We start from the raw sequence: 23,012 nt of genomic DNA, 5'->3' as shown, positions 1-23,012 counted from the left end.
TATCGGCAGGGCGTCAAACTTCTCCGGCGACTTCGCGCCGCCGCTGGTCGAGTTCCTCGCTGTAGCGCCGCAATGTGTGGCTTTCGCTCAAAAGGCCCAGAACCTTGCGCTCCTGCGCATTGTTGATCACCGCCAGTGCTTCGCTTTCCGCCCGGTCGAAGCGCGCGACCGCTTCCTTTGCATTCATCTGCGGCAGCAGGAACTGGTCCTGATAATGCAGCAGATCGCCGATCCCGCGCGCATCGTCACCGGCGTCGAAACTTTCCGAATAGACCTGCTGAACGGGAATGATGCCGACATATCTGCCCGCATCGTCAACCGCGATCACACGCTGGGTCGAGCCGAGCGGAAACTCCTTGCGGAAGGTCTCGATATTGGTGTCGACGGCGACCGTGCGCACATCATGGCGCATCATGCGCGCCACGGTGAGATCGCGTATCCAGCCGACATCATGCGCGGAGCGGATGGATTCGCCGCGCAGGTGGAACCGCCATGTCGCGAAGGAATAGCCGAAAGTCCTTCTCACCATCAGCGATGAGGAGACGACGGCCCCCAGCACCAGCATGGAGATGGGAAAGTCGCCCGTCAGTTCAAGCGCAAGGAAGGTCATGGTCAAGGGTCCGCCGACGATTGCAACCGCCATCGAACTCATGCCTATAACCGCATAAACCTGCTGTTCCAGTGCAAGCGGTGAGACCGTGCCGATGGTGGCGGCGAAAAGCTTGCCCGTCAGGGCGCCCAAAAACAGCGAGGCAAAGAACAGCCCACCGCGAAAGCCGGAGCCGATGGTTACCGCCGAGGCGAGCGCTTTGCTCAAAATCAGCAGCAAGAGAACCGGAATGGTCAGATGGGCGTTCAGATCGATATGCAGCGCGCCATGGCCCGATGCCAGCACCTGGGGCGACAGGAATGCAATCAGGCCGATGAATATTCCACCGATCGCCGGTGCGACAGGGGCGGGGACGACACTCTTGCGCGCCGCCTTTTCGATGAAGGTGACGCCGCGCATGATGAGAATGGCAATCGCCGCGGCAAAGAAGCCCAGCGCCAGCGCCGGTACGTAATCGCGCGGCGCGATGCCGTCGATATTACCGACATGGATGATGAAGGGCGCGCCGCCCATGGCCTGCGTCACGAGCGTGCTGACGATCGCCGCAACCACGACCGGCGTTAGGGTTGCGATGGAATAGACCCCGATGATCAGCTCGAACGCATAGAAGGAACCCGTCAGGGGCGCATGAAAGGCGCTGGCGATTGCCGCCGCCGCGCCGCATCCCACCAATGTGCGCAAATCGGCCCGGCGCAGCTTCAATGCGCGACCAATCCGCGAGGCAAAGCCGCTGGCAAGCTGCGTATAGGCGGCTTCAAGGCCCACCGAAGCGCCAAAACCATTGGAAATGAGGTTCTGTACGGTCAGGATCAGGCTGTCGGTCAGCGAGAGATTGCCGCCATGCAATGCATTGGCTTCGATGGGATCGACGATGGGCCTTTTGCGCCAGCGCGCCAGTATCCAGATGACGATGCCCATCAATATCCCGCCTGCCAGCGGCGCGAGATAGGCTGTGGAGGGAAGCTGCAATGCGGAACTGAGCTTCTCGCCCTCATCGAGATCGAAAAGCGCCTCATGCATCGCTTGTGAAATGCCGCTGATGGCAGCAACCACGAATGCCGAAATGATACCGATGAGCGCACCGGCGATGACCATGCCGATTTCATTGCCGCGCACCAGCGCGCGCAGACGGAAGGGCACCAGAAGCGCCCGCAGAAACCGGTTATGCCGCAGCTGATATATGTTCATTCCTGAATAGGCCAGCCAATGGTGCGCATTTTCAAAACTCCAATGAGGTTTTCCGACAAGATGAAGGAGAACTCAAGAGGCCGGAAGGCCCGGAGAGCGGAAATGGCGAGGCCCAAGGACCTCAATCCCCGAAAATCTCGGCCTTTATCGGAGGATTAAGAAAAGATTTACGATTTCAATTACTTGGCGTTAACGCCATATTTACCCTGTCCGGTAACCATAGGGCCAGGTTTTTTGCGTCCACAGGTAATCGAGTATCCCATGTCCCTAGTACGTCTTGCACATGAGTTGCCCATTGAGGCCCCGCGTAACGCCTGGCTCGACTCCATCATCAAGGGTGATTGTGTTTCCGCTCTGGAGCGGCTTCCGGATCATTCCGTGGATGTCATCTTCGCCGATCCGCCCTATAATCTCCAGCTCGACGGGCAGTTGCACCGCCCCGACCAGACGAAGGTCAATGCGGTCGATGACCATTGGGATCAGTTCGAGAGCTTTCAGGCCTATGACGCCTTCACCCGCGCATGGCTGCTGGCCTGCCGCCGCGTGCTCAAGCCGAACGGCACGATCTGGGTGATCGGCTCCTATCATAATATTTTCCGCGTCGGCACGCAGTTGCAGGATCTGGGATTCTGGATGCTCAACGACATTATCTGGCGCAAGACCAACCCGATGCCGAATTTCCGTGGCCGCCGCTTCCAGAATGCGCATGAAACGCTGATCTGGGCCTCGCGTGACCAGAAGGGCAAGGGCTACACTTTCAATTATGAAGCGATGAAAGCCGCCAATGATGATGTGCAGATGCGCTCGGACTGGCTGTTTCCGATCTGCACTGGCTCCGAGCGTCTGAAAGACGAAAATGGCGACAAGGTGCACCCGACGCAGAAGCCCGAAGCGCTGCTCGCGCGCATCATGATGGCGTCGAGCAAGCCCGGTGACATCATTCTCGATCCTTTCTTCGGTTCCGGCACCACAGGTGCGGTGGCCAAGCGCCTCGGCCGCCACTTCGTCGGCATCGAGCGTGAGCAGGATTATATCGACGCGGCGACCGCCCGCATCGAGGCGGTGGAGCCTCTCGGCAAGGCCGAACTCACCGTCATGACCGGCAAGCGGGCCGAACCGCGCGTGGCCTTCACCTCCATCATGGAAGCGGGGCTTCTGCGTCCGGGCACCGTTCTTAGTGATGCACGTCGCCGTTTTGCGGCCATCGTGCGCGCTGACGGCACGCTGACGGCAAACGGCGAAGCTGGCTCGATCCACCGCATGGGTGCGAAGGTTCAGGGGTTCGACGCCTGTAATGGCTGGACGTTCTGGCACTTTGAAGAAAATGGTGCGCTAAAGCCCATCGACACATTGCGCACGATCATCCGTGACCAGATGGCGGCGGCAGGCGCATAACCCATTTCCATCGGACGGCCTCCAGCACAGTCTGATATTGAGGCGCTCGAATCGTCAGGTTCGAGCGCCTTTTTATGATTGGTGCTTTTCCTGCTTGCGCTTGAACGCATCTGGAATAGCAGCCGTGATGGCTTTTTTCATCACCGTGGGCAAGGCTTCCCCACCCAGTTCGCCGGGCGAAGACCACCAGCCATCCTTCGTAATCTCGCGGGTGACATTGCGCGCGCTATAGACCGAAAGCCGCAATTCAAAATGGGTGAAGACATGGGTGATCGTGCCCGCAGCCAGCCAGTCGGCGGCAAAGGGCGCAGCTTTAATGCTGGCGTCGCCATCAATGCGTGCGCTCCAGCCGCTGCCGGGAACTTCGCTCATGCCCGCGAGCAATCCCTTGTCGGGACGTTTGCGCAGCAGGACCGAACCGTCATCGGCGATTGCGATGAAGGCAGCGCCTATGCGCACGGGCTTTTGCGCCTTGGGGGCCTTGCGCGGAAATTGTTCCGGCTCATGCGCGCCAAGCGCCTTACAGCCTTCATTGAGTGGGCAGAGCGCGCAGGCAGGGCGGCGCGGCGTGCAGATCGTCGCTCCCAGATCCATCATGGCCTGTGCAAAATCTCCGGGGCGCTGGGGCGGCGTCATATCGCCCATCAATGCGCGTATCGGCACCTTGGCGGCAGGCAGCGGCGTGTTGATGGCAAAGAGCCGCGAAATGACGCGCTCCACATTGCCATCAACCACCGCAGCCGGTTCGCCGAACGCGATTGCAGCGATTGCAGCCGACGTATAATCGCCGATACCCGGCAATTCTTTCAGTGCGGCGGCGCTTGAGGGAAACTTGCCGTCATATTGCGCGGCAACAAGGTCCGCGCATTTCTTGAGATTGCGCGCGCGCGAATAATAGCCAAGCCCCGCCCATGCGCGCAGGATATCGTCCTCGCTTGCCTGTGCCATGGCCTCTATGTCGGGCCAGCGTTCGACAAAGGCTGTGAAATAGGATTTGACCGCCTCGACGGTGGTTTGCTGAAGCATTATTTCTGATAGCCATACCCGATAGGGATCGGGCTTGATCCCGCGTCTTTGCTCAGTTGGCGTGACGCGCCACGGCAATATGCGATGATGGCGATCATACCATGAAAGCAGCTTGTCTGTTCGATCGAATGAGGGGATGGTTAGCATGGAAGCATATGATTTAATCTGGGAAACTATCTGAATTGTGATTAAAGCGCTTTCTTTAGAATTGATATAGACCATAAACTGCATTGCTGGTCATATCATTATCGACAGTGCGCATATGAAAGAAGAGAGCCAGTGGGTAATTCCGTCCCGGTCTATGCAATCAATCTTGAACGCTCGCGGGATCGCTGGGAGAGCCTGAAGGCCAGCGCCGATCAATATTCGGTCGACCTGCGCCGCGTGGAAGCGGTCGAGGGCAAGCTGCTTGACCGGGAAGCGCTGACTGATTTTGACGAAGCAGGCTTTCGCCGCTGGCATGGAAAGATCGCGCTGCCCGCTGAAATCGGCTGTTATTTCAGCCATATCCGGGCGCTTGAAATCATCGCTACAGCACCAGAGCCTTATGCGGTTATCATCGAGGACGACGTGCGCTTCACGCCCGCTTTCGCACCCTCTATCGCCAAAGCAACGCAATTGCGCGGCTGGGATGTCATCAAGCTCGTCAACCATCGCACCGCCGCATTTCGAGGTTTTCATAAAATCGATGAGCAATTTTCTATCGGTCGCTGCCTGCATGGTCCCTTGGGCAGTTCGGCTGCCTATCTGGTATCGCGGGAGGGAGCGGGTAAGCTGCTGGCAGCTATCAAGCCGATGCGTCTGCCTTATGATGTGGCGCTGGAACGGGGCTGGGCAGGGCATTATGAAATATTCACCACCGATAAGCCCGTGCTGACCTTGTCGGGTGCGTCCATTTCGACCATTGCGCAGGGCAGGGGTGTCTATGCCAAAACCCGATTACCGGCTTATAAGAGGCTTGGCACGCTTTTGTTCCGGGCAACCGATTATATACGGCGAATCGCTTATGCATTGAAAATCATGCGCTTGGGAGAGTACAAGGGTTGAGCGTTTTAAAGAAATCGTTCCTCGTTCGTCGCAGAGTGGACTCTTGGGTACTGGGTGTCGCGTCGGCGGCAATGCCCATTCGTCTCGGTCTGGGTCCACTGCTTCTTTTCCTGTTTTCCTGCGTCGGCATCTATCTTTCCTGCGGTCGTCATGCCACGGCGCGATTATTTGCCAAAAAATTCTATATTTTCATCCTGCTTTATGCGGCCTGGTCGCTGGGCCTGATCCTGTTTCGCGGTGAACCGCTTCATGATAATCGCCAGATCGGTTACGTGCTGCTGATTGCGGTATTTGCCTTTGCGGCCCCCGGCATGGTGCTGGTGCGCGATCCGCTGCGCGCCTATGTGCTGGGCGCGCGCGTCGGCACCGTACTTGCAGTATTGGCGGCCCTATATCTCGCCGTCACCCATGGCGGACGCATCGGGGTGGGCGGCAATCAGGCGGTTTTCGCCTTCGTCGCAGGCGTTGCAGCCATTTCAGCCTCAATCCCGCTGCATAAGGCTCCGTACTATCTTGCCAATGGCCCGCACTGGATGGTGCTGGGGCTTGCAGCGGTGCTGGCCTCCGAAACCCGTGCGGTGATCGTCGTCCTGCCGATATTTGCGGCAGTGGAAATTATCTTTTTTCTCAGGCGATTCAGTATGAGGCAGCAGGGCGCGGCCTATGCGGCTCTGGCGGCGGCACTGGCTGCATTAATCGTTGTCGGGCCGGTCGGCGATATTCTTTCCAAGCGTTTTGCCGGCATGGTCGAATATTACGACAGCGGCGACAGCTCCAAATGGGAAGACAAGGTTTCCGCCGATATTCGCGGGGTCATGTGGAAGAGCGCTGCGACCATCATCGTGCAAAATCCCGTTGCAGGCGTCGGCGCCTATTCGAAAATGGATATGGTCAGGCAGCAGGCCGGTGAACAGGCCTCATTGCTGGAAGGCTTCCGCCACGTCCATAACACCATTCTGGACGAACTGCTCAATGACGGTGTTATCGGGCTGGTTCTGATGCTGACGGCCTTTCTCTCCCTCTTTGCCCATCTGTGGCGCTTTTCGGACAGTTGGGGAATGCGGCGGGCGCTGATCTATTTTTTCGTCATATCGACGAGCTACGGCATGTTGCATAATCCGATGCTGCATGAAGTCACGATTGCATCGGTCATGTTTTTCCTCGCTGCGCTGAATGCTGCCGCCTCGCGCCGGATCATGGCCGCAAGGCGGGCCGGTCTTTCCACCTATTTTCGGGCGAAATGAGCGATATGAAAGCAATCGTGACGGGTGCCGCCGGTTTTATCGGCTTTCATACGGCCTTGCGACTTCTTGATGAGGGCTGGCAGGTCATCGGCATCGATGATCTCAATGCCTATTACCCTGTCGCATTGAAAGAAGCGCGGCTTGCCATCTTGCAGGCACGGCGGGGTTTTCGTTTCGCAAAAGCCAATATCGCGGATGCGAGCGCCTATCAGGCGGCAATCGGCGCGGATCGCGATGCGGATATTATCGTCCATCTCGCGGCACAGGCGGGCGTGCGCTATTCCATCGAAAATCCCGGCACCTATATTTCCTCCAATGTCATGGGGCAGGTGACAATTTTCGAAGCAGCGCTGAAACTCGATAAACGCCCGCCGGTGGTCTATGCCAGTTCGTCCTCCGTCTATGGCGCAAACGAGAAGATACCCTTCTGCGAAAACGATCCCGTTGATCATCCGGTTTCGGTCTATGCCGCGACCAAGCGCTCCGGTGAATTGCTGGCTTTCTCTTATCGGCATGTGCACGGGCTGCATTCGGCGGGCCTGCGTTTTTTCACCGTCTACGGCCCCTTCGGACGGCCCGATATGGCGCCATGGCTTTTTACATCGGCTATTCTCAAGGGCGAGCCGATCCGCGTTTTCAACAATGGCGAAATGCAGCGCGATTTCACCTTCATCGATGATATAGTCAGCGGCGTCACCGGCGCGATGAAGCGGATTCTGCAACAGCCCGAACAAACCGCTCCCATCTATAATCTGGGCAATAATCGCCCCGTCATGCTCGGTGATTTCATCGGTGCGATTGAAAAGGCAGTCGGCAGGGAGGCGATCCGCAAGCTTGAGCCGATGCCGCCTGCCGATGTGCCGCGCACCTATGCCGATATTGATCTTGCCGCGCGTGATCTGGGCTTCAGTCCCAAAACCACGCTTGATGAGGGTATTCCTTTGTTTGTTGAGTGGTTTCGCTCCTATAATGGGATGTGATGAAGGAACCAAAATCCAAACGGGGCTTTCGCCCGCTGGCGGATATGGCGTCGGGTCTGGTCGATCCGATGCTGCAAAAGCGCGCCGGTATCAATCTTTCGCTGCTGCAATCATGGGAAGATATTGTCGGCCCGGCAATCGGCGCTTCCTCGCGTCCCTTGCGCATTGTCTGGCCGCGCCGTCTTCATGAGGATGATCCGTTCAGCCCCGCGACGCTGATCATCGCTTGCGAAGGTTTCGCCGCCTTGCAGATCCAGCACGAGACGGGTGAAATCATCAGCCGGGTCAATGGGTTTCTGGGCTTTTCGGCCATAGGGCGCATTCGCATTGAGCAGAAGCCGCCAATATTGCCCGGCAAGCCGCGCGCAAGACGTCTTGCCCCGCTCCCGCCTTCTGAAGAACGCCGGATCGACAAGGCGACGGACGGCATCGAAGACGATGCCCTGCGCGCAGCATTGGCGCGGCTTGGCAAGAACATCCTTGCTGAAAAGCGCACTACGAAGAAATGATTGTGAGTGCGCCATAAATTTGATGCAAGCATGCCGTTTACTCAATTTCATTTGATGCGGCGGGGCTGGTACACGGACAATTGCCGCTATAAATTGCATGGAAGCCAACTTTAAACAGGACTGGATGATTCGTATGCCTGCACCGCTTAACCGCAGACATGTCATTTCCCTTGCGGGCGCTGCCGCCGCAGGACTTGCTTTTTCCGCACATGCCAATGCGCAGTCGCGCGATTCCGAGGCAACTGTCGATGCCGCCAAGGTCGCAGAACCCGGCAAGCTCAAAGACATGGTCTATGGCAAGGACGACGCGCCGGTCACGATCGTCGAATATGCTTCGCTGACCTGCTCGCATTGCGCCGATTTTGCGGTCAACACCTTCCCGACGATCAAGGAAAAATACATCGATACGGGCAAGGCGCGGCTGATCTTTCGCGAATTCCCTTTTGATCCGCGCGCGACCGCTGCCTTCATGCTGGCGCGCTGCGCCCCGGAAGACCGTTATTTCCCCATGATCGAAGTGTTCTTCAAGCAGCAGCAGCAATGGGCTACGGCGCAGGATGGCGAGGCCGCATTGCTGCAAATCGCAAAACTTGCCGGTTTTACACAGGAGTCGTTCAAGGCTTGCTTGACGAACCAGCAGGTTCTCGATGATGTGAGAGCCACGATGGATCGCGGATCGAAGGATTTCGGCGTGAATGCGACGCCGACTTTCTTCATTAACGGAAAGAAATACGCTGGAGCCCTTTCGGTTGACGAAATGTCGGCAATCATCGACGACTTGCTCTAGGTCGCCTTTCGGCATGAAAAGCGGACGCTTTGCTGCGTCCGCTTTTTGCGTTTCGGGTGGAGGGGCGTGCTGATGCGCTTCTCCAGGCTGCGCCTTGTCGGTTTCAAATCCTTCGTCGAGCCGATGGAATTCGTCATCGAAGGCGGATTGACCGGCGTTGTGGGGCCGAACGGCTGCGGCAAATCCAATCTGGTCGAGGCGCTGCGCTGGGTGATGGGTGAAAACTCATACAAGAACATGCGCGCCTCCGGCATGGATGATGTGATTTTCTCGGGTTCGGCCACGCGGCCTGCGCGCAATAGCGCGGAAGTCACGCTTTTCCTTGATAATTCGGATCGCACGGCGCCTGCCGCCTATAACGATACCGACGAATTGCAGGTATCGCGCCGCATCGAGCGCGAGGCCGGCTCCGTCTATCGCATCAACGGCAAGGAAGCGCGCGCCAAGGATGTGCAGCTTCTGTTTGCCGATCAATCGACCGGCGCGCGTTCTCCGTCCATGGTCGGGCAGGGCCGTATTGGCGAGCTTATTCAGGCGAGGCCTCAGGCGCGCCGCGCATTGCTGGAAGAAGCGGCGGGCATATCCGGCCTGCATAGCCGCCGCCACGAGGCGGAATTGCGCCTGCGCGCCGCCGAAACCAATCTGGAGCGTCTCGAAGATGTGGTGGGCGAACTAAGCAGCCAGATCGAAAGCCTCAAGCGGCAGGCGCGGCAGGCCAATCGCTTCAAGGGATTGTCGGCGGATATTCGCCGCGTGGAAGCATCCCTTCTGCATTTGCGCTGGGCGCAGTCCAAGGCGCAGGAAGGCGAGGCGCAGAGCACGCTGGCGCAGGCGACATCGGCTGTTGGCGACATGGCGCAGGCGCAGATGAATGCCGCGCGCGATCAGGCCGTCGGCGCGCATCAATTGCCGCAATTGCGCGAGGCGGAAGCCAAGGCTGCGGCAGCACTCCAGCGCCTTTCCATTGCCCGCACGCAGCTTGACGAGGAAGATGAGCGCATTCGTGTCCGTCGCGCTGAACTGATGAAGCGGCTCGAACAACTGACCGCCGATATTGCCCGCGAAGAACAGATGGTGCGCGAAAATGCCGATATTCTGGCGCGCCTTGACGATGAAGAGCAGGAACTGATCGCCTCCAGCGAGGCTTCTGGCGAGCGTGACGAGGAAATCCGCACCCTGTTCGAGAAAGCGGAGATCCGTCTGGCGGAAAGCGAAAGCGCGCTGGCGCGCGCAACGGCAGAGCGTGCGGAAGCCGCCGCAGAACGCGCGCAGATCGAGCGCGCGCTCAAGGAAACCCGCGACCGGCGCGACCGCCTGTCCACGCAGATGCACACGATCGAGCGTGATATTGCAGCGGTTACGGAGCAGATCGGCGGCCTGTTCGATCCCGCCGAAAAGCGCCTTGCTGTCGATGCAGCCATGGAAGCGCTGGCGGCTTGCGAAGAAGCGGTGATCGCGGCGGAAGAACTGGTGCGTGCGACGCGCGATCAGGAAACGGCAAGCCGTCAACCGCTGGATGAGGCGCGGGCCGAACTCAACCGCATCGAAACCGAGGCGCAGACCCTGGCGCGCATTCTCAATGCGGGCGAAACGGGGCAGTTTGCGCCGGTAGTCGAGGAATTGAAGGTTGAAAAGGGCTATGAGATTGCCCTTGGCGCAGCTCTTGGCGAAGATCTGGATGCGGCAAGCGACGAGCAGGCTCCGGTACACTGGGCCTATAATCCGGCCTTCGAGAACGACCCCGCTTTGCCGCAAGGCGCGACCCCGCTCGATAGGCTGGTGGATGGGCCGCAGCAATTGCGCCGCAGGCTTGCGCAGGTTGGTGTGGTTTCCCAAAGCGATGGCAAGCGCTTGCAGGCTTCCTTGCAGCCGGGCCAGCGGCTGGTGAGCAAGGACGGCGCCTTGTGGCGTTGGGATGGTTATACGGCCAGCGCCGACGCGCCGACGCCCGCAGCGCAGCGGCTGGCGCAGAAAAACCGCCTTGCAGAACTCGAACAGGAGGCGCTGCGCGCCCGCAAGGATGTGGAACAGGCGCAACAGGCCGTAGAGCGGGGCGAAATGGCAGTCCGCGAAGCGGTCGAGCAAGAGCGCGTCGCACGGGATGCATGGCGCGCCAATCAGCGCAGGCTCGATGAGGCGCGCGAAGCGCTGGCGGTGGCCGAACGCGCCGCCGGAGAGCTTTCAACCCGGCGCTCGGCGCTGGTCGAAAGCAAGGCGCGGCTTGAGGATGATCTGGAGGAAGCGCAGATTCGCGCGGTGGAAGCGGAAGACCGCCTCGGCGAATTGCCGGATATGGAGGAAATCGCCCAGCGTCTTTCTGCGCTCACCAATGAAGTCATGTCGGATCGAACGGCTTTGGCGGAAACCCGCGCTGCCTATGAAGGACTGCGCCGTGAGGCGGATGCACGCCTGCGCCGTCTGGAAATGATCGCGCTGGAGCGCCGCAACTGGGTTTCGCGTGCACAAAATGCCGACCGCCAGATCGCCGCCCTTAATGATCGCCGCGCGGAAGCCGCAGAGGAGATGGAAAATCTTGCTGAAGCGCCCGATGAAATCGAAAATCGCCGCCGCGCGCTCTTGAGCGAGCTTTCGCAATCGGAAGTGCGCCGCAGGGAAGCAGCCGATCTTCTGGCGCAGGCTGAATCCGCTCAGGCCGAACTCGACAAGGCCGCAACGCTCGCCATCCAGCAGCTTGCCGCCAGCCGCGAGCAGCGCGCGCGCGCCGAAGAGCGCCTGAATGCCGCCGAGGAGCGCCGCAAGGATGCCGAAGCACGCATTGCGGAAGTGCTCAATTGCGCCCCGCATGAAGCAATCCGGCATACCGGCCTCAAGCCGGAAGACAATCTGCCCGACCCCGATCAACTCGCCGGCCAGTTTGAACGCCAGCTTGAACGGCTCAAGATCGAGCGCGAGCGGCTGGGTGCTGTGAATCTGCGCGCGGAAGAAGAAAGTCAGGAACTTTCCGGCCGTCTTGAGGCGATCATTTCCGAGCGCGAGGATATTATTGAGGCAATCAAGAAGCTGCGGCAGGCGATCCAGAGTCTCAACCGCGAAGGGCGCGAGCGCCTGCTGGCGGCTTTCGATGTGGTCAATGCGCAGTTCCAGCGTCTGTTCACGCATCTGTTTGGCGGCGGCACGGCGGAATTGCAGCTGATCGAAAGCGACGATCCGCTGGATGCCGGACTTGAAATCCTTGCCCGCCCGCCGGGCAAGAAACCGCAGACCATGACGCTGCTTTCGGGCGGCGAGCAGGCGCTGACCGCCATGGCGCTGATCTTCGCCGTTTTCCTCACCAATCCCGCCCCGATCTGCGTGCTTGATGAGGTGGATGCACCGCTCGACGACCACAATGTCGAGCGCTATTGCAATCTGATGGATGAAATGGCGGCTTCAACGCAAACGCGCTTTGTCATCATCACCCATAATCCGATCACCATGGCGCGCATGGATCGTCTCTTCGGCGTGACCATGGGCGAACAGGGCGTGAGCCAGCTTGTCTCGGTCGATCTGCAAACGGCGGAAAGCCTGCGCGAAGCAAGCTGACCGGCAGCCTGCTCTATTTTTCACTCCACACGGCCAGTTCATTGCCTGCCGGATCGGTGAAATGAAACCGCCGTCCGCCCGGAAAGGCAAAAATCGGTCTGGTGATCTCGCCACCCGCTTCCGTCACCTTGTCCAGTGCATCTTCCAGATTGACGGCATAAAGGACGGGCAGGGGCTTGGGCGCTGCCGATATGTCGGCATCGAAGCCGCCATCCAGCCCTTCGGAAAAGGCGGAGTAGGTCGGGCCGTAATCAGTGAAGGACCAGCCGAAGGCACGCGAATAAAAACTCTTCACTGAGTCGAGCGAGCCATTGCCTGCGGGCATTTCCAGATAATCGAGCTTGCCGGTGGTGCGCATCTTATCCTCGTCTTCGTTCATTGTTTGTTCTTATTGATGCCGCATTTTTGCAACGGAGTCAATCGCCGTGCGTCCCGCTGTGCTTTCTAATCGATTCTATTGTCGCGCCCGCTCTTTTTTGGTTGGCATGCAGCAAGTTGATCGCATAAGCACGGTGGCAGTTTGTGCAAGGGAGGTCAGCATGGCGAAGTGGGTGTACTCATTCGGCGATGGAAAAGCGGAAGGTGCGGCGAGCGATCGCAACCTTCTGGGCGGCAAGGGGGCGAATCTGGCTGAAATGTGCAGCCTTGGCCTGCCAGTGCCGCCGGGCTTTACGATCACCACTGAAGTCTGCACCTCCTATTACGACAATGAGCGCAGCTATCCGGCGGAACTCGAAGCGCAGGTCAATGCCGCGCTCGATGAAGTTGCAAGCCTCACCGGGCGCGTCTTTGGCGGCGTTGAAAAACCGCTGCTGGTCTCGGTGCGTTCGGGCGCGCGCGCTTCCATGCCCGGTATGATGGATACGGTGCTCAATCTCGGCCTCAATGACGAGACGGTGCAGGCCATCGCGCATGAAGCTTCGGACGAGCGCTTCGCCTATGACAGCTATCGCCGCTTCATCCAGATGTATTCCGATGTGGTGCTGGGCGTCGATCATGGTTTCTTCGAGGAAATTCTCGAAGATAAAAAGGCCGATCTGGGCGTCGAGGTCGACACGGCGCTTTCCGCCGGCGACTGGAAGGAAGTGATCGCGCTTTACAAGGCCAGGGTCGAGGAAGAACTGGGCGAGCCGTTCCCGCAAGACCCGCGCGAGCAGCTTTGGGGGGCGATCGGCGCGGTTTTCTCAAGCTGGATGAATGCGCGCGCCATCACCTATCGCCGCCTGCATAATATCCCCGCCGCATGGGGCACGGCGGTCAATGTTCAGGCCATGGTGTTCGGCAATATGGGCGAGACATCGGCCACCGGCGTTGCCTTCACGCGCAATCCTTCGACGGGCGAAAACAAGCTTTACGGCGAGTTCCTCGTCAATGCACAGGGCGAGGATGTGGTGGCCGGTATCCGCACGCCGCAGAACATCACCGAGGAAGCGCGCATTGCGGCAGGCTCCGACAAGCCGTCGCTGGAAAAGGTGATGCCTGAGGCTTTTGCCGAATTCCTGAAAGTGGCGGATAGGCTGGAGCAGCATTATCGCGACATGCAGGATCTCGAATTCACCATCGAGCGCGGCAAATTATGGATGCTGCAAACCCGCTCCGGCAAGCGCACCGCCAAGGCGGCGCTGAAAATGGCCGTGGAAATGGCGGCTGAAGGGCTGATTACGCAGGAAGAGGCGGTGCTGCGCATCGATCCGGCAGCACTCGACCAGCTTTTGCACCCCACCATCGATCCGCGCGCGGAGCGACAGGTGGTCGGCACGGGCCTGCCTGCCTCGCCGGGCGCTGCGACCGGCGAAATCGTGTTTTCGTCGGAAGATGCCGAACAGGCAAAGGCGGAAGGCCGCAAGGTTATTCTGGTGCGGGTGGAAACCAGCCCCGAAGACATTCACGGCATGCACGCCGCCGAAGGCATTCTGACGACGCGCGGCGGCATGACCAGCCACGCGGCAGTGGTGGCGCGCGGCATGGGCAAGCCCTGTGTTTCCGGTGCGGGGAGCCTGCGTGTCGATTATCGCAATGGCGTGATGCTGGCGGCTGGCCAGAGTTTCAAGAAGGGCGATGTCATCACGGTTGATGGCAGCACCGGCCAGGTGCTCAAGGGCGCGGTCGCCATGCTCCAGCCGGAGCTTTCCGGCGATTTCGGCCAGCTCATGCAATGGGCCGACAAGACGCGCCGCATGAAGGTGCGCGCCAATGCCGAAACACCTGCCGATGCGCGCACCGCGCGTTCTTTCGGCGCGGAAGGCATCGGCCTTTGCCGCACGGAGCATATGTTCTTCGAGGGCAGCCGCATCGTCGCCATGCGCGAGATGATCCTTGCGGACAATGAGGACGGCAGGCGCGCGGCGCTGGCCCGGCTCTTGCCGATGCAGCGTTCGGATTTCAAGGAACTCTTCGAGATCATGAAGGGCCTGCCGGTGACGATTCGCCTGCTCGACCCGCCGCTGCACGAATTCCTGCCGCATACGGATGAGGAAGTGGCGGAAGTGGCGGCATCGATGGGTGTCGATGCAGAGCGGTTGCGCGAGCGCGCGGAAAGCCTGCATGAATTCAACCCCATGCTCGGCCATCGCGGTTGCCGTCTGGCCATTTCCTATCCGGAAATAGCGGAAATGCAGGCGCGGGCGATTTTCGAGGCCGCACTCGAAGCCGGACGGGAAACCGGCGCGCCGGTGGTGCCGGAAATCATGGTGCCGCTGGTCGGCCTCAAGGCGGAACTCGATTTCGTCAAGGCGCGGATCGATGCGGTCGCAAAGGAAGTCATGGCGGAGGCAGGCATCCAGATCGACTATATGGTCGGCACGATGATCGAACTGCCGCGCGCAGCCCTTCGCGCAACCGAGATTGCGCAAACGGCGGAGTTCTTCTCGTTTGGCACCAACGATCTTACCCAGACGACCTTCGGCATTTCGCGTGACGATGCGGCGGGCTTCATCGCTTCCTATCAGAGCCGCGGCGTGATCGAACAGGACCCCTTCGTTTCGCTCGATCTGGAAGGGGTGGGCGAGTTGATCCAGATTGCGGCTGAACGCGGACGCAAGACCAGTCCGGCGCTCAAGCTTGGCATTTGCGGCGAGCATGGCGGCGATCCGGCGTCGATTGCTTTCTGCGAACAGACCGGCCTCGACTATGTGTCCTGTTCGCCCTTCCGCGTGCCGATTGCGCGTCTGGCTGCGGCGCAGGCGGCGGTCAGGCAGAAATAATCGCCATAATTTTGCTGTTCTTACGGTGCTCATTCCTTCGGGTTTGAGCACCAGTTTTTTCAGAGGCAGAATGTTACGTCAATTTCTGGCGGCGGGGGCGGCGCTTGTAATGTTCAGCGGCATGGCCAGTGCCTATGATGCGCAGCCGCAAGCCAAAGACAAAATCCGCATAGTCGAGCCGCAATTGCGTATCGCAAAGGGCGGGGCTTCTGTGCCGCAGGTCGCGCTGACGCTCGACGCCTGCATGGGCAAGACCGACCGCCGCATACTCGATATGCTGGTGCAAAATCGCATTCCGGCGACGATTTTCGTAACGGCGCGCTGGCTCCGGCAGAATAAAGAGGCTTTTGCGCTCATGAAGGCGCATCCCGATCTTTTCGACATTGAAAACCATGGCGCCATGCATGTGCCCGCCATCACCAATCTGCCGAACATGTACCACATCAAAACGGCTGGCTCGCTCGATGCGGTGCGCGCTGAAATCGAAGGCGGGGCGGATGCGATTATTGCCTCGGGCGCGCCAAAACCGGTCTGGTATCGCGACGCGACCGCGCGCTATTCGACTGATGCGATCGGGCTTGCGCAGAGCATGGGCTACAAGATCGGCGGCTATTCGCTCAATGGCGATCTGGGCGCTTCACTGCTGGCGAATGCCGCCGAAAGGCGGATCACCGCCGCCCGCGATGGCGATGTCATCATCGCTCATATCAATCAGCCGAGCCGTTCGGCAGGCGCAGGGGTGGTGAGGGGCATTCTGGCGCTCAAGGCCAGGGGCATGAAATTCGTGCGCCTGAACGATGTCGAAACCACGCTGGCGCTTGATCCTGTTCCGGCGCACAATCTGCATGTCGGAACTCCGGAAGCAGTTCCGGCCCAAAATTAATCAGGCTTCTCGCTGGGCGTAAGGCTCTTCATCACGGCAGCATAATTGCGGCCAAGGCTTTCAAGCAGGGCGTTGTCTCCGGTCAGCGGAGCGACGGAAAGCGTGGTGCCGTCTTTGCGCAGCGTGACGAAAATGACCTGATCCTGCGGTTGCCCGGCAATGGCGATTGCCCCGATGCGCTGTGCGTCGGTGGTGTCGAGAGCAGGCATGTTGAAAAGCACTTCACCGCCGATCCGCTCGGCGGCCTTGGCAAGGGCTGCGTCAAAACCTTCGGTCAGAACATCAATGGCACCGAGCGCAAATTCAAGTTCCACGGCTTCGAGCGACATGATCTCCGGTTCGGCATCAGCCGGGTCGGATAACGCTGACATACAGCCATTATGAAGGGTGCGTTCCATGCCGTCCTTTCCGACGAATCTGAAAAAAGCCCCCAACGTGTAATCATGCCTTTCGTTGCGCATTGCTGCAATAGGCTTTCTATTGATTTAACTATATTTTTTGGGCTGGCTGCAAGCTGTCACAATTAAATCACCGCAGCGATACCGCACCTGCATTCTTTTGCCGGACCGGCGTCTCTGCTATGCATGGCGCAGTTGCACCTGTTGTCTGGAACATTGATGAGAAAGCTTCGCTATCAGCGCCGTCAATCGCGCTCCGCCGTATGGGCGCTGCGTCTGGGTATTTTTGCAGCGGTTCTGCTGGCGCTCGGTTTTCTCATGCACCGGTTCTGGGTGCTGGAGACGCCGGATTTCGTGGCAGTGGCGGGCCTGAGCGGAGCGCTTGCGGCTCTCGCCCTGCTTTGTGCGATCAAGGGCTTTCGTAATCTCTGGCTCAATGGCGACAAGGGCGGCGCACGATCTTTCTGGGGCGGTTTTCTTGCCTCTGTCGTTTTGCTGCCGCTCTTTGTTGCGGGCGGCATGTGGTACGGTTCCGCTCCCCTTTATGATCTGGCGACCAATTTCCGCTCGCCGCCGCAATTTCCGCCGCAAATGCCGCAACGTCTGCCGCGCATGAATCCGATCACCGCGCAGGTGCAGGGCGACATGCTGGCGCAATTATCCGCCTTTCCCGATGTACAGGGGCATCGCTACCGGGCAGCGCCCGACCGGGTGGCGCAGGGTATCGCCGCGGTTCTCAAATCATTTGGCTGGACGCTGATCACTCAGGATTCGCCCCCGGCGGAGCCGAATGCGGTTCGCTTTGCGGCAACCGCTCACAGTTTTATTCTCGGCTTGAAAAGCGATGTGGTGATCCGCGCGCTCGACGAAGGCGAGACCACCTATGTCGATATGCGGTCCCTGTCGCATTATGGCAGGCGCGACATGGGCCTGAATGCGGGCTTCATCACGCAATTTCTGGCAGCGCTCGAAGGCGAGGTGAACAAGGCTCCGCCCGATGCCGAATAATCAGGCAGGCTGATAAATCCCGTCGAGCGAGGGATTGCCATTGGTCGTAATCTCTCCGCGTCCCGCAAGATCTTCCAGATGGGCGAAGACCGACAAGGCGGCAGCACCATGCAGGCGGGGATCGGTATCGCGGTAAATGGCCTTGACCATGTCTGCTATGGTCCGGTCGCCTTGCAGGATGCGCTCGAAAATGGCGCGCTCGCGCATTTTGCGATGGGCGCGCAGGCCGCGCACGAAAGCGGCGGGTTTCGTCACCGGCCCGCCATGGCCGGGCAGATAGACCCGGTCGTCGCGCAAAAGCAGCTTTTCCAGAGAGGCCATATAATCGCTCATGGAGCCATCAGGCGGGGCGACGATGGATGTGGCCCATGCCATGACATGATCGGCGGAGAACAGCACGCCCGTTCCCTCAAGGCCGAATGCCATGTGATTGGCGGCATGTCCCGGCGTGTGGATACCGCGCAGGCTCCAGCCGTCGCCACTGATCAGTTCGCCATCGCGCAGCGCTATGTCGGGAACGAAATCCGTATCGGCGCTTGCTTCGAGCACATTGACTTCACCCGCATGATAGGGCCGGGCCGGGCGGTGCGGCCCTTCGGCGACGGTAAGCGCGCCGAAATCCTGCCTGAGCCGCTCTGCCAAAGGTGAATGATCGCGATGGGTATGGCTGACGAAAACATGGCTGACGGGGCGTCCGCCGATGGCCGCGCAAAGAACGCTGTAATGCGCCTCGTCTTCCGGGCCGGGATCGATGATTGCCAGCGTGTCGCGGCCCACGATATAGCTGTTGGTGCCATGAAAGGTAAAGGCGCTCGGATTGTTGACGGTCAGGCGCGATACGTCTTTACCGAGCGCGACCGGCACCCCATATGAAGGCGTGAAATGGCCATCGAAAACAAACGCCATGAATTGATCCAATTCTACCGTGGTCTGATTGCTCAAACGCATTAAGCCTTATATAGTTGGGTTTCAAATGGATAATCTGGACGGACACTGCTGAAAACCCCGACAGATCCGAGTGCCCCGACAGATCCGAGTGAAGGAGTGAATGAGGAATGCATTACAAAACCAGATCTAAAGTCGCGACCGCCTCGCTGGCCGCCGAATATCTACCCACAGGGCAACTGGCGCGGGCTTTCTGGTTTGTCTCCCTCGCGCTGATCGGCAGCGCCGTTCTGACGATTTCGGCCAATATCAAGGTCGATCTTCTCTATGTGAACGTGACGATGCAGACCTTCGCGCTGTTTGCAATTGCAGCGCTTTACGGTTCGCGCCTTGCGGTTGCGACCGTCGCTCTCTATCTGCTTCAGGGTGCGCTCGGCATGCCTGTCTTCACAGGAACGCCGGAAAAGGGCATCGGTCTTGCCTATATGGTCGGCCCGACGGGCGGCTATCTTCTGTCCTATCTCGTTGCTGCATGGATGGTTGGCCGTGCCGCCGACAAGGGTCTGGCGCGCAACCCGCTGGCATTGGGCGGCGTCATGCTGCTGGCCGAAATCGTTATTCTGGCCATGGGCGCTGGCTGGATGGCCTATCTCTTCGGTCTTGAAAAGGGCATTGCGTTCGGCTTCGGCATCTTCATCGTCGGCGATCTGGTCAAGCTCGCTCTTGCCGCCTGCGGCGTTCCGGCCGTAACCGCGCTCTTCAAGCGCTGATTGCGGACCACGTTCGATATTCTGCAAAAGGCCGGATCAGTTCCGGCCTTTTTCATATCTTTATTGAAACTGCTTTGCGATTGACAAAAGCTCTGCGCAAAAGTTTCCTGTTTGCGACAGGCTGGTTTTTGGGGGATGAAGTGAGAGTTGAACTGCTTGGCGTAGAGCCGCTGACCAAGGCTGCTTTCGCGCCTTTTGGCGATGTGATCGAGGTCGAAGGGGCCGAGCGCCGCCTGATCAATAATGGCTCGACAGAGCGCTTTCACGATCTGGCCCGCGTCGAAGCGGAAGGAACCGAGGCGCGCGTTCTCATCAACATCTTTCGCGGGCAGCCCTTTGCAGCCCCCATCGACATCACCATGATGGAGCGGCATCCGTTTGGCAGCCAGGCTTTCATTCCCTTGCAGGGCAGGCCTTTTCTGGTGGTGGTGGCTCAGGATGCGGCAGGAAAACCCGGCCCGTTACGGGCATTTCTGGCGCGCAGCGATCAGGGCGTCAATTATTGGCGCAATGTCTGGCATCATCCGCTCCTGTCATTGGAGCAGGCCAGCGATTTTCTGATTGTCGATCGTGCCGGGATGGAAGATAATCTGGAGGAATATTTCTTTCCGGATTTTATCTGTCGCATCGATACAATCACAGATTTTTAAATCATAATTCGAGGATCATTATGGGCAAGCTCTCCACACATGTTCTAGACACGGCTCACGGCAGCCCGGCTGCGGCGATGCGCATTGAACTTTATCGAATCGCCGCCAATGGCACGGCGGAACTTATCAAGCGCACTGTGACCAATCTCGATGGCCGCACGGATGCGCCGCTGCTTGCTGACGATGATATGCGCATCGGAACTTATGAGCTGCAATTTCATGTGGCGGAATATTTTGAAGGCCGCGGCGCGGAGCTTGCCAATCCGCCATTTCTTGATCTGGTTCCGCTCCGTTTTGCGATTGCCGATGCGGATGGCAACTATCATGTGCCGCTGCTCGTAAGCCCATGGTCCTATTCGACGTATAGAGGCAGTTGAACCAACTTATCCCCGTCTTGGCCATTGCGATTAAGCTCCTCGTATTATCAATGCGAGGAACTTTTCATGGATCAAACGCCCAATCTCAAGCTTCCCTATATCCTGCCCAGCCAGGCGCAAAAGCACGTCACCCATAATGAAGCCTTGCGGCTGCTCGATGCCATGGTGCATTTGAGCGTCCGCTCGCGCAGTCAGGCGGACGCGCCCGCAGCGCCTTCGGAGGGCGAGCGTTATATCATATCAGCCGTCGCCACGGGGCAATGGGCCGGAAAGGACCACCTTGTCGCTTCCTATATCGATGGCGGCTGGCTGTTCGTGCCGCCCGCGAAAGGCTGGCTCGCCTATATCGAGGATGAGGACAATCTGGCCGTCTATGACGGGGTTGAGTGGAAAGGTGTTTCATCCGTGCCGACAAGCCTGACGCTGTCGCTGCTGGGCGTTCAGGCCACCGCCGATGCGGTCAATCGTTTTGCGATCTCGTCGGAAGCGAGCCTGTTCAACAATGCCGGTGCGGGACACCAGATAAAGGTCAACAAGCAGTCGGCGGGCGATACGGCGAGCCTGCTTTTTCAAAGCAACTGGACGGGCCATGCCGAAATGGGGCTGAATGGCGACAATCATTTCAGCATCAAGGTCGGCGACGAAAACCATAATTGGCGCGAGGCCATCAAGGTGGATCACGCCACCGGCAATGTCGCAATCGGCGCGGTCTGGCCGCAGACACGCTTGCAGGTCGATGGCCCGATTCGCCCGGCTTCCTATAGCGTGGCCGGCCTGCCTTCAGCCGCCGCTCACGGAGCGGGCGCCATGATCTTCGTGACCGATGCGGGCACCGGCGCGCAAATGGCCTGCTCGGATGGCAGCGTCTGGAGAGACATGCGCAGCGGCGCGATCATTGCCTGAATGCATGAATTGCTTCCCCGGCGGTCTGGCCGGGAAACGGTTTTCGGAAAAGATGCGCGGTTAAGCGTGCTCTATTTATTTGTTTTTACGCATTATCCGGACGCAAACCGTTTCACACTTTTGCTGGAAATGCTCTAATAAGGGCTCTCGACCTTGCCCATCTCGACATAAACGGTCTTGATCTGGCTGTAATGCGAAAGGGCTGCGATACCGTTCTCGCGACCGATGCCCGATTGCTTGTAGCCGCCGAATGGCACTTCCACCGGCGTCAGATTATAGGCGTTGATCCAGCAGGTGCCTGCCTTGATCTGCCCGATCACCCGGTGGCCGCGCGCAAGATCGGCGGTGAATACGCCTGCGGCGAGGCCAAATTCCGTATCATTGGCGCGTGCGATCACTTCGTCCTCGTCGGAAAATTCCAGCACACTCATGACGGGTCCGAAAATCTCTTCGCGAGCGATCGTCATAGTGTCGGTGACATCGGTGAAGACGGTCGGCTCGATGAAGAAGCCCTTGTTGAAGCCTTGCAGCTTGGGGATGCCGCCGCCGCAGGCAAGCGTCGCGCCTTCATTTTTGCCGTGCTCGATATAGGAGAGAACCTTGTCGCGCTGCGCAGCGCTGATCAGCGGCCCCATCTGTGTTGCTTCATCGAGCGGATCGCCGATGCGGATGGCGCGCGTGCGCTCAATGAGGCGCTCGACGAATCGCTCGCGAATGGCCTTATGCACGAAAACGCGCGTGCCGTTGGAGCAAACCTGTCCGGTTGAATAGAAATTGCCGAGCATCGCGCCGCCAATGGCGCTTTCAAGGTCCGCATCATCGAAGATGATGATGGGGGACTTGCCGCCCAGCTCCATGGTGGCATGTTTGAGGTGTTCGCCTGCCTGCGCCATGATGCGCTTGCCTGTCGGCACCGAGCCGGTCAGCGACACCTTGGCGGTGAGGCGGTGATTGACGAGGGCGGCTCCGACTTCGCCAAAGCCCTGAACCACATTGAACAGCCCGTCCGGCAGGCCCGCTTCCTTATAGGCTTCGGCAAGGGCGAGGGCGGAAAGCGGGGTGTTTTCCGAAGGCTTGAAGATGAAGGCATTGCCCATGGCAAGCGCCGGGGCGGATTTCCATGCGGCGATCTGGATGGGATAGTTCCACGCGCCGATGCCCACGCAAATGCCCAGCGCCTCGCGCCGCGTATAGGCGAAGGAGCCGCCCAGTTCCACGAATTCGCCGTTGAAGCCGGAAATGATGCCGCCGAAAAACTCCAGCGCATCGGCAGCGGAGGCCGCATCCGCCACCAATGTTTCCTGCAAGGCCTTGCCAGTGTTGAGTGTTTCGATCTTCGAGAGTTTCTTGTTTTTCTCGCGCAGGATTTCCGCCGTGCGCCGCAGAATGCGCCCGCGTTCGACGGGCTTGAGCGCGGCCCATTCCTCCTGCGCCTTGAGGGCTGCGATGAAGGCGCTTTCGATTATATCGGGCGTTGCCGTATGCAGCATCGCAATTTCCTCGCCCGTTGCCGGATAGATGACGGGAAGCGGCTTTCCGGCCTTGTCGTCCACATAGGCGCCGCCGATAAAATGCGAGGCTTTGGGCTGTAGTTTCATGTTTTTCT

At 59.2% G+C, this 23,012-nt stretch carries 20 protein-coding genes; 14 read left to right on the top strand and 6 right to left on the bottom strand.

Going from position 1 to position 23,012, the window contains the following annotated elements; genetic code table 11:
* Positions 1-13 precede the first annotated feature (13 nt).
* Complete coding sequence (locus DKP76_RS00445; RefSeq protein ID WP_109704472.1) at positions 14-1,798, bottom strand: chloride channel protein; 1,785 nt, start codon at positions 1,796-1,798, stop codon at positions 14-16.
* A 261-nt stretch (positions 1,799-2,059) separates the two neighbouring features.
* Between DKP76_RS00445 and DKP76_RS00440 the strand changes: the two genes are divergently transcribed.
* Positions 2,060-3,193 (top strand): site-specific DNA-methyltransferase, encoded by a 1,134-nt coding sequence (locus DKP76_RS00440; protein ID WP_109704471.1) that lies wholly within the window; start codon positions 2,060-2,062, stop codon positions 3,191-3,193.
* A gap of 72 nt (positions 3,194-3,265) precedes the next feature.
* On the opposite strand, the gene mutY is transcribed toward DKP76_RS00440, so the two are convergent.
* The gene (gene mutY / locus DKP76_RS00435) at positions 3,266-4,366 is read right to left on the bottom strand and encodes an A/G-specific adenine glycosylase (protein WP_109705104.1); all 1,101 of its coding nucleotides are present in this window, start codon (positions 4,364-4,366) and stop codon (positions 3,266-3,268) included.
* Positions 4,367-4,498: 132 nt separating this feature from the next.
* On the opposite strand from mutY, the gene DKP76_RS00430 reads away from it, so the two are divergent.
* From DKP76_RS00430 to smc, 6 genes are all read left to right on the top strand, one after another.
* Complete coding sequence (locus tag DKP76_RS00430) at positions 4,499-5,266, top strand: glycosyltransferase family 25 protein (RefSeq protein WP_109704470.1); 768 nt, start codon at positions 4,499-4,501, stop codon at positions 5,264-5,266.
* A 71-nt stretch (positions 5,267-5,337) separates the two neighbouring features.
* The gene (locus DKP76_RS00425) at positions 5,338-6,510 is read left to right on the top strand and encodes an O-antigen ligase family protein (protein ID WP_245410104.1); all 1,173 of its coding nucleotides are present in this window, start codon (positions 5,338-5,340) and stop codon (positions 6,508-6,510) included.
* A 5-nt stretch (positions 6,511-6,515) separates the two neighbouring features.
* On the top strand, positions 6,516-7,490 hold the full coding sequence (locus tag DKP76_RS00420) for an NAD-dependent epimerase/dehydratase family protein (protein WP_109705103.1): 975 nt from the start codon (positions 6,516-6,518) through the stop codon (positions 7,488-7,490).
* Positions 7,490-7,999, top strand: a complete 510-nt coding sequence (locus tag DKP76_RS00415) for a DUF721 domain-containing protein (protein ID WP_109704468.1) — start codon at positions 7,490-7,492, stop codon at positions 7,997-7,999. Before DKP76_RS00420 ends, DKP76_RS00415 begins: the two co-directional genes overlap by 1 nt.
* A gap of 133 nt (positions 8,000-8,132) precedes the next feature.
* On the top strand, positions 8,133-8,786 hold the full coding sequence (locus DKP76_RS00410) for a DsbA family protein (RefSeq protein ID WP_109705102.1): 654 nt from the start codon (positions 8,133-8,135) through the stop codon (positions 8,784-8,786).
* Positions 8,787-8,858: 72 nt separating this feature from the next.
* Positions 8,859-12,329, top strand: coding sequence for a chromosome segregation protein SMC (gene smc / locus DKP76_RS00405; RefSeq protein ID WP_109704467.1), 3,471 nt, complete (start codon positions 8,859-8,861; stop codon positions 12,327-12,329).
* 13 nt (positions 12,330-12,342) lie between these two features.
* On the opposite strand, the gene DKP76_RS00400 is transcribed toward smc, so the two are convergent.
* The gene (locus tag DKP76_RS00400) at positions 12,343-12,687 is read right to left on the bottom strand and encodes a VOC family protein (protein ID WP_109705101.1); all 345 of its coding nucleotides are present in this window, start codon (positions 12,685-12,687) and stop codon (positions 12,343-12,345) included.
* A gap of 181 nt (positions 12,688-12,868) precedes the next feature.
* Between DKP76_RS00400 and ppdK the strand changes: the two genes are divergently transcribed.
* Together ppdK and DKP76_RS00390 are read left to right on the top strand one after the other, a co-directional pair.
* Positions 12,869-15,532, top strand: coding sequence for a pyruvate, phosphate dikinase (gene ppdK / locus DKP76_RS00395; protein ID WP_109704466.1), 2,664 nt, complete (start codon positions 12,869-12,871; stop codon positions 15,530-15,532).
* Positions 15,533-15,602: 70 nt separating this feature from the next.
* The gene (locus DKP76_RS00390; protein ID WP_109704465.1) at positions 15,603-16,415 is read left to right on the top strand and encodes a polysaccharide deacetylase family protein; all 813 of its coding nucleotides are present in this window, start codon (positions 15,603-15,605) and stop codon (positions 16,413-16,415) included.
* On the opposite strand, the gene DKP76_RS00385 is transcribed toward DKP76_RS00390, so the two are convergent.
* Entirely contained in the window at positions 16,412-16,786 is a 375-nt protein-coding gene (locus DKP76_RS00385; protein WP_245410126.1) for a hypothetical protein, read from the bottom strand. The genes DKP76_RS00390 and DKP76_RS00385 overlap by 4 nt on opposite strands.
* Before the next feature lie 246 nt (positions 16,787-17,032).
* Between DKP76_RS00385 and DKP76_RS00380 the strand changes: the two genes are divergently transcribed.
* Positions 17,033-17,821, top strand: a complete 789-nt coding sequence (locus DKP76_RS00380) for a DUF1499 domain-containing protein (protein ID WP_109704464.1) — start codon at positions 17,033-17,035, stop codon at positions 17,819-17,821.
* On the opposite strand, the gene DKP76_RS00375 is transcribed toward DKP76_RS00380, so the two are convergent.
* Positions 17,822-18,727 (bottom strand): MBL fold metallo-hydrolase, encoded by a 906-nt coding sequence (locus DKP76_RS00375; protein WP_109705100.1) that lies wholly within the window; start codon positions 18,725-18,727, stop codon positions 17,822-17,824. It abuts the gene before it with no gap.
* Between the two features lie 149 nt (positions 18,728-18,876).
* On the opposite strand from DKP76_RS00375, the gene DKP76_RS00370 reads away from it, so the two are divergent.
* The 4 genes from DKP76_RS00370 to DKP76_RS00355 all read left to right on the top strand — a co-directional run bounded on the left by DKP76_RS00370 (position 18,877) and on the right by DKP76_RS00355 (position 21,406).
* The gene (locus tag DKP76_RS00370) at positions 18,877-19,476 is read left to right on the top strand and encodes a biotin transporter BioY (protein ID WP_109704463.1); all 600 of its coding nucleotides are present in this window, start codon (positions 18,877-18,879) and stop codon (positions 19,474-19,476) included.
* A gap of 140 nt (positions 19,477-19,616) precedes the next feature.
* Positions 19,617-20,126, top strand: a complete 510-nt coding sequence (locus DKP76_RS00365; RefSeq protein ID WP_109705099.1) for an ureidoglycolate lyase — start codon at positions 19,617-19,619, stop codon at positions 20,124-20,126.
* Positions 20,127-20,146: 20 nt separating this feature from the next.
* Positions 20,147-20,503: a hydroxyisourate hydrolase gene (uraH, locus tag DKP76_RS00360; RefSeq protein WP_109704462.1), complete on the top strand. Its 357-nt coding sequence runs from the start codon at positions 20,147-20,149 to the stop codon at positions 20,501-20,503.
* A 66-nt stretch (positions 20,504-20,569) separates the two neighbouring features.
* A complete protein-coding gene (locus DKP76_RS00355) occupies positions 20,570-21,406 on the top strand; it encodes a DUF2793 domain-containing protein (protein ID WP_109704461.1) in 837 nt (278 codons plus the stop codon).
* 134 nt (positions 21,407-21,540) lie between these two features.
* Here DKP76_RS00355 and betB read toward each other — a convergent pair whose 3' ends face one another.
* The gene (gene betB, locus DKP76_RS00350; RefSeq protein ID WP_109704460.1) at positions 21,541-23,004 is read right to left on the bottom strand and encodes a betaine-aldehyde dehydrogenase; all 1,464 of its coding nucleotides are present in this window, start codon (positions 23,002-23,004) and stop codon (positions 21,541-21,543) included.
* Between the last annotated feature and the right edge of the window lie 8 nt (positions 23,005-23,012).

Origin of the sequence: Falsochrobactrum shanghaiense (assembly GCF_003149535.1) — a bacterium.
GTDB lineage: Bacteria > Pseudomonadota > Alphaproteobacteria > Rhizobiales > Rhizobiaceae > Brucella > Brucella shanghaiense.
The sequence above is the reverse complement of the archived record's forward strand: the minus strand, read 5'-3'. Positions and strand labels throughout refer to the sequence as shown.

Coding starts and splice junctions, on each gene's coding strand:
- DKP76_RS00445 (WP_109704472.1), bottom strand. CDS start 1,798: ATGAACATATATCAGCTGCGGCATAACCGGTTTCTGCGGGCGCTTCTG.
- DKP76_RS00440 (WP_109704471.1), top strand. CDS start 2,060: ATGTCCCTAGTACGTCTTGCACATGAGTTGCCCATTGAGGCCCCGCGT.
- mutY (WP_109705104.1), bottom strand. CDS start 4,366: ATGCTAACCATCCCCTCATTCGATCGAACAGACAAGCTGCTTTCATGG.
- DKP76_RS00425 (WP_245410104.1), top strand. CDS start 5,338: ATGCCCATTCGTCTCGGTCTGGGTCCACTGCTTCTTTTCCTGTTTTCC.
- DKP76_RS00420 (WP_109705103.1), top strand. CDS start 6,516: ATGAAAGCAATCGTGACGGGTGCCGCCGGTTTTATCGGCTTTCATACG.
- DKP76_RS00415 (WP_109704468.1), top strand. CDS start 7,490: ATGAAGGAACCAAAATCCAAACGGGGCTTTCGCCCGCTGGCGGATATG.
- DKP76_RS00410 (WP_109705102.1), top strand. CDS start 8,133: ATGCCTGCACCGCTTAACCGCAGACATGTCATTTCCCTTGCGGGCGCT.
- smc (WP_109704467.1), top strand. CDS start 8,859: ATGCGCTTCTCCAGGCTGCGCCTTGTCGGTTTCAAATCCTTCGTCGAG.
- DKP76_RS00400 (WP_109705101.1), bottom strand. CDS start 12,687: ATGCGCACCACCGGCAAGCTCGATTATCTGGAAATGCCCGCAGGCAAT.
- ppdK (WP_109704466.1), top strand. CDS start 12,869: ATGGCGAAGTGGGTGTACTCATTCGGCGATGGAAAAGCGGAAGGTGCG.
- DKP76_RS00390 (WP_109704465.1), top strand. CDS start 15,603: ATGTTACGTCAATTTCTGGCGGCGGGGGCGGCGCTTGTAATGTTCAGC.
- DKP76_RS00385 (WP_245410126.1), bottom strand. CDS start 16,786: ATGTCAGCGTTATCCGACCCGGCTGATGCCGAACCGGAGATCATGTCG.
- DKP76_RS00380 (WP_109704464.1), top strand. CDS start 17,033: ATGAGAAAGCTTCGCTATCAGCGCCGTCAATCGCGCTCCGCCGTATGG.
- DKP76_RS00375 (WP_109705100.1), bottom strand. CDS start 18,727: ATGGCGTTTGTTTTCGATGGCCATTTCACGCCTTCATATGGGGTGCCG.
- DKP76_RS00370 (WP_109704463.1), top strand. CDS start 18,877: ATGCATTACAAAACCAGATCTAAAGTCGCGACCGCCTCGCTGGCCGCC.
- uraH (WP_109704462.1), top strand. CDS start 20,147: ATGGGCAAGCTCTCCACACATGTTCTAGACACGGCTCACGGCAGCCCG.
- DKP76_RS00355 (WP_109704461.1), top strand. CDS start 20,570: ATGGATCAAACGCCCAATCTCAAGCTTCCCTATATCCTGCCCAGCCAG.
- betB (WP_109704460.1), bottom strand. CDS start 23,004: ATGAAACTACAGCCCAAAGCCTCGCATTTTATCGGCGGCGCCTATGTG.